Annotated in this window: 2 protein-coding genes; both read right to left on the bottom strand. The window is 58.1% G+C overall.

The features are described 5' to 3' along the window. Positions 1-72 precede the first annotated feature (72 nt). A complete protein-coding gene (locus HMPREF2605_RS04390; protein WP_049357177.1) occupies positions 73-1803 on the bottom strand; it encodes an ATP-binding cassette domain-containing protein in 1731 nt (576 codons plus the stop codon). 407 nt (positions 1804-2210) lie between these two features. Then, complete coding sequence (locus HMPREF2605_RS04385; protein ID WP_070847108.1) at positions 2211-3998, bottom strand: ABC-F family ATP-binding cassette domain-containing protein; 1788 nt, start codon at positions 3996-3998, stop codon at positions 2211-2213. Positions 3999-4182: the final 184 nt, after the last annotated feature.

Below are 4182 nucleotides of genomic sequence, written 5' to 3'. Positions count from 1 at the left end.
CTCCATATTCGGAGGTGCCGGGCACCCGTTCGTTGTATTCAGATGTTGCTCCGCGGGGTTCAGAGCTGAGCTCTAGAGCGCCAGCGTGCGGTCAATGCGGATGCGGCAACAGAAATCCTCGTCGTGGCTCACCACAATGAGCGCGCCGGTATAGGCTTCGAGCGCCTGCACCAACCAATCCACCGAAGAAATATCGAGGTTATTCGTCGGCTCATCCAACATGAGTAGCTGCGGCACCGGATCCGCCAGAAGCACCTGCGCCACTGCGGCACGGAACCGCTCACCACCGGAGAGCTCACAGGTCTTATGGTGCACGCTCTCGCGGCGGAAAAGCAGACGCGCCAGTTGGTCACGCAGATGCTGTTCGCTCACGCCAGGGTTAGCCCGCTGCACGCACTGCAGGAGGGTCAGCTGCGGGTCGAGGGTGATGCGCTGAGGAATGTACGCCCCCTCGAGGCAGTAGCCGACGCGGTAGGCGGGCTGCACGGGGGAGCGGTACTCCGGGTCGCCGGCGTGGGCAATTGCCTCAAGGAGGGTGGTCTTGCCGCTGCCGTTTGCGCCGGTGATGCGCAGGTGCTCGGGGCCGCTGAGAATCAGGTGCTCGGGGTGCTCCGCCGGGGTTCCCTGTTGGTTCTCGCTATCTGCCTTGGCGGGCAAAAAATGCAGAGAATCAACCTTGGTGGGTTGCTGAACCGTGAATGTTTCACGTGAAACCTGCCGGGCATCAACCCGGTGCAGCTCCAGTACCTTGCGACCCGCGGGTAGGGGCTGCTGGCTCAGTTCGGCGTAGATCTTCTCCTGCACGCGCACCTCATCCTGAGCCTTCTGGTATGCCTCCCGGGCCTGTTCCTGCTTGCCGACGCGCAGCCCGCGAAGCTTCGCCGCCGCCTGACGTGAGGCATCCTTTGCCAGGTCTAGAATTGTATCCGGCTGGTCGTCCTTCCAGACCTGCGCCATGTTCTTCGAGATAATCTCTTGCGCATGCACCCACTCGCGATGCGCCGAACGCACCCGGTTCTTCGCCTCGGTCACGCGACGCTGAGCCGCCTGCTGCTCGGTGTCCAGCGCCTGCCGGTAGGTGCTGTAGTTACCTTCAAAGAGACGCAGATGCGCCAGCCCCTGGCGGTCGGCGTGAAGCTCCGCAATCACGTTTACACGCTCCAGCAGATCGCGATCATGGCTGATGATGAGTGCCGGGCAGGGTAGCGCCTCCAACGCGGCGAAGAGCTGAGCCTTCGCCGCGGAGTCCAGGTTGTTGGTCGGCTCATCCAACAGAATGAACTCGGGATCAGAAACCATCAGTGAGGCAAGTGCGGCAATGACCGCCTCGCCACCGGAAAAACTGCGCATGCTACGGGCAAAGAGCGCGCGAACAGCCTCCGGGTTGTCGCGATCAACCACGGTCGCCGGGGTGAAACCGTAGGTTGCAAGATCCGCCAGGGTGCGCTCCTCAACATCCCAGTTATCGCCAATAGTGTCGTAGAGTTCGGGGGAGTATTCGCCGGATTCCACTGCCTGCAGTGCCCACAGAATCTCGGAGATTCCACAGAGCTCGGCGAGGGTCTGTTCCCGATCCAGACCCAAATCCTGAGGCAGATACGCCATGCGCTCCGGCACCGCCAAAGAACCGGAATCCGGGGTCAAATCGCCCAAAATCAACCTCATAAGGGTTGTTTTTCCGCAACCATTATCGCCAATGAGTCCGGTCAGAGGTGCCGAAAACACCGCCGAAAGGTTCACAAAAAGTGGAGGCTCACTCGGGTGCGCGTACGAAATATGGTCGAGTGTAATGTGAAATGACATGGGCCGAGTTCCTTCGAGTAGGTGCTCGGATTCCTGTCAGCGCACGTGAAGGTGTGAAGGCATGAAAAAACCCGAGCGTAACGGTGGATGTACCTGTGCCCGGGTGCGTGCGCGCTGACGGAGACACGCAGAAAAATGGAAGTGTGCAGAGAATATGCCTGCACAAAAAGCTGCGTGAGCGCACGAAAAATTCTTCTGAGTCCGGGCTTATGCTCGGTGGGTCATTTCTTTGATGCCTCCTAGATTCCGAAGGGCACCCCGGTCGCGCCTTGGGTGGCTTCGGTCAAACGATACATTCAGCTCCGCCAGCTACCCCCGTGGTGGGGTAGCGCGGATAGAGAGCTGATGGCTCAAGCATAGAAACTATGTGGGTGCTGAGTCAAACACCTTCCCATGTAGGAGAAGATTCAGCATGCTGATTCCCCGAATGGTTCCTGCCCGAGAGTTTTTGTTGAAAGGTTGAGTGTGCGGTCAATGCGGATGCGGCGGCAGAAATCCTCATCGTGGCTCACCACGATGAGCGCGCCGGTGTATGCTTCGAGTGCCTGCACCAGCCAATCCACCGAGGAAATATCGAGGTTATTCGTCGGCTCATCCAGCATGAGAAGTTGCGGCACCGGGTCTGCCAGAAGCACCTGCGCCACCGCGGCACGGAAGCGCTCACCTCCGGATAAATCCCCAATGCGCTGATGTACGCTTTCGCGACGGAAGAGCAGGCGCGCCAGCTGGTCACGCAGATGCTGTTCGCTCGCACCGGGATTCGCCCTCTGTACGGTTTCAAGGAGGGTGAGCTCCGGGTCGAGGATGATGCGCTGCGGCAGGTATGCGGTGTTGTCCAGGCGGTAGAGCACTTGGTATGCAGGCGGCACTGGGGAACGGTAATCAGGGTCATTCGCGTGCGCTATCGCATTGAGAAGCACAGTCTTGCCACTGCCGTTCGCACCGGTGATGCGCAGGTGTTCAGGTCCGGTCAGGATAAGAACCTCGGGAAAATCTTGGATGTGAAGCAGATAATCAACTTTATAAGGTTGTGTTTCACGTGAAACGGTGTTTTGGGTGTATGCCTTCTTAAGGTCGGCGCTCTGCGGTGTAGATGCGCAAGAGTCGTTCTTTACCCGATGTAATTCCAGTACCTTCCGCCCCAGTGGGAGCGCATCCTGAGCAAGTTCCAGATAGATACGCTCCTGCACGCGCAGGTTCTTTTGGGCTTCTCCGACTGCTGCACGCGCATCCGCCACCATGCTTTCGTGGGCTGTGTGAAGTTTTCCGGCAGAGCGCTCTGAACTGTTCTTATCCAGGCCCATAGCCATGCCAGGTTTCCGCTTTGATCGCTCAAATTCGCGACCTCGGCGAGTGTTGCGATCGAGCTTAATCTGGTTCTCGGCGCGCTCACGCACAGCCTTACGCGCCTCATTCTTCGCCTCGGTCACGTGGCGCTGAGCTGCCTGCTGCTCGGTCTCCAGTGCCTGCCGGTATGTGCTGTAGTTACCCTCGAAGAGGCGCAGATGCGCCAGCCCCTGGCGGTCGGCGTGAAGCTCGGCAATCACGTTCACGCGCTCCAGCAGATCGCGGTCGTGGCTAATGATGAGTGCCGGGCAGGTGAGGGTTGCAAGAGCCGTATAAAGCCGATTCTTCGCCGAAGAATCCAGATTATTTGTGGGCTCATCCAGCAGAATGAACTCGGGGTTTGAATATAGAAGCGCGGTGAGTGCGGCTGTGACCGTCTGACCACCTGAAAAGGTGCTAAGGGGACGCATCAGAAGGTTGCGACGGGCCTGTGTATCGGTCGTAGTGAGGGCAGGACCAAAACCATGTTCGGCAAGGGCTACGAGGGTGCGTTCTTCAATATCCCAGGCGTCGCCTATGGTGTCGTAAAGGCTGGGGGAATATTCACCCGATTCCAGCGCATCAAGCGCCTGCAGTATTTTTGTAATTCCAAAAATATCGGCAAGATGCTGATGCCCACTCAACCCTAAATCTTGCGGTAAGTACGCTATGTGCGGTGGGGTGCTAATTGTGCCTTGACTAGGGTTTATGTCGCCAAGAATAAGTCTGAAGAGGGTAGTTTTTCCGGTGCCGTTATCGCCGATAAGCCCGGTGAGTGGCGCAGAAAATACCGCGGAAAGGTCGGTGAAAAGTGGGGGCTCACCCGGATGTGCATACGAAATATGGTCGAGTGTAATGTGGTGTGGCATGGGCCGAGTTCCTTCGAATGGGTGCTCGGATTCCCGCCATCGTAGTGCACGTTAGGCATGAGAATATGAAAAAACCCGAGCGCGGTCTGTAGGTACACGTAAGCCCGGGTAGTGGGGTGGACGCATAAAAGCGCATTGACCTGGTGTTGTTGGATCCGGGCTTATGCTCGGTGGGTCATTTCTT

This window comes from Rothia sp. HMSC065C03, from assembly GCF_001837295.1.
GTDB lineage: Bacteria > Actinomycetota > Actinomycetes > Actinomycetales > Micrococcaceae > Rothia.
Note: the sequence above shows the minus strand (reverse complement) of the source record. Positions and strands in the feature narration are given on the sequence as shown.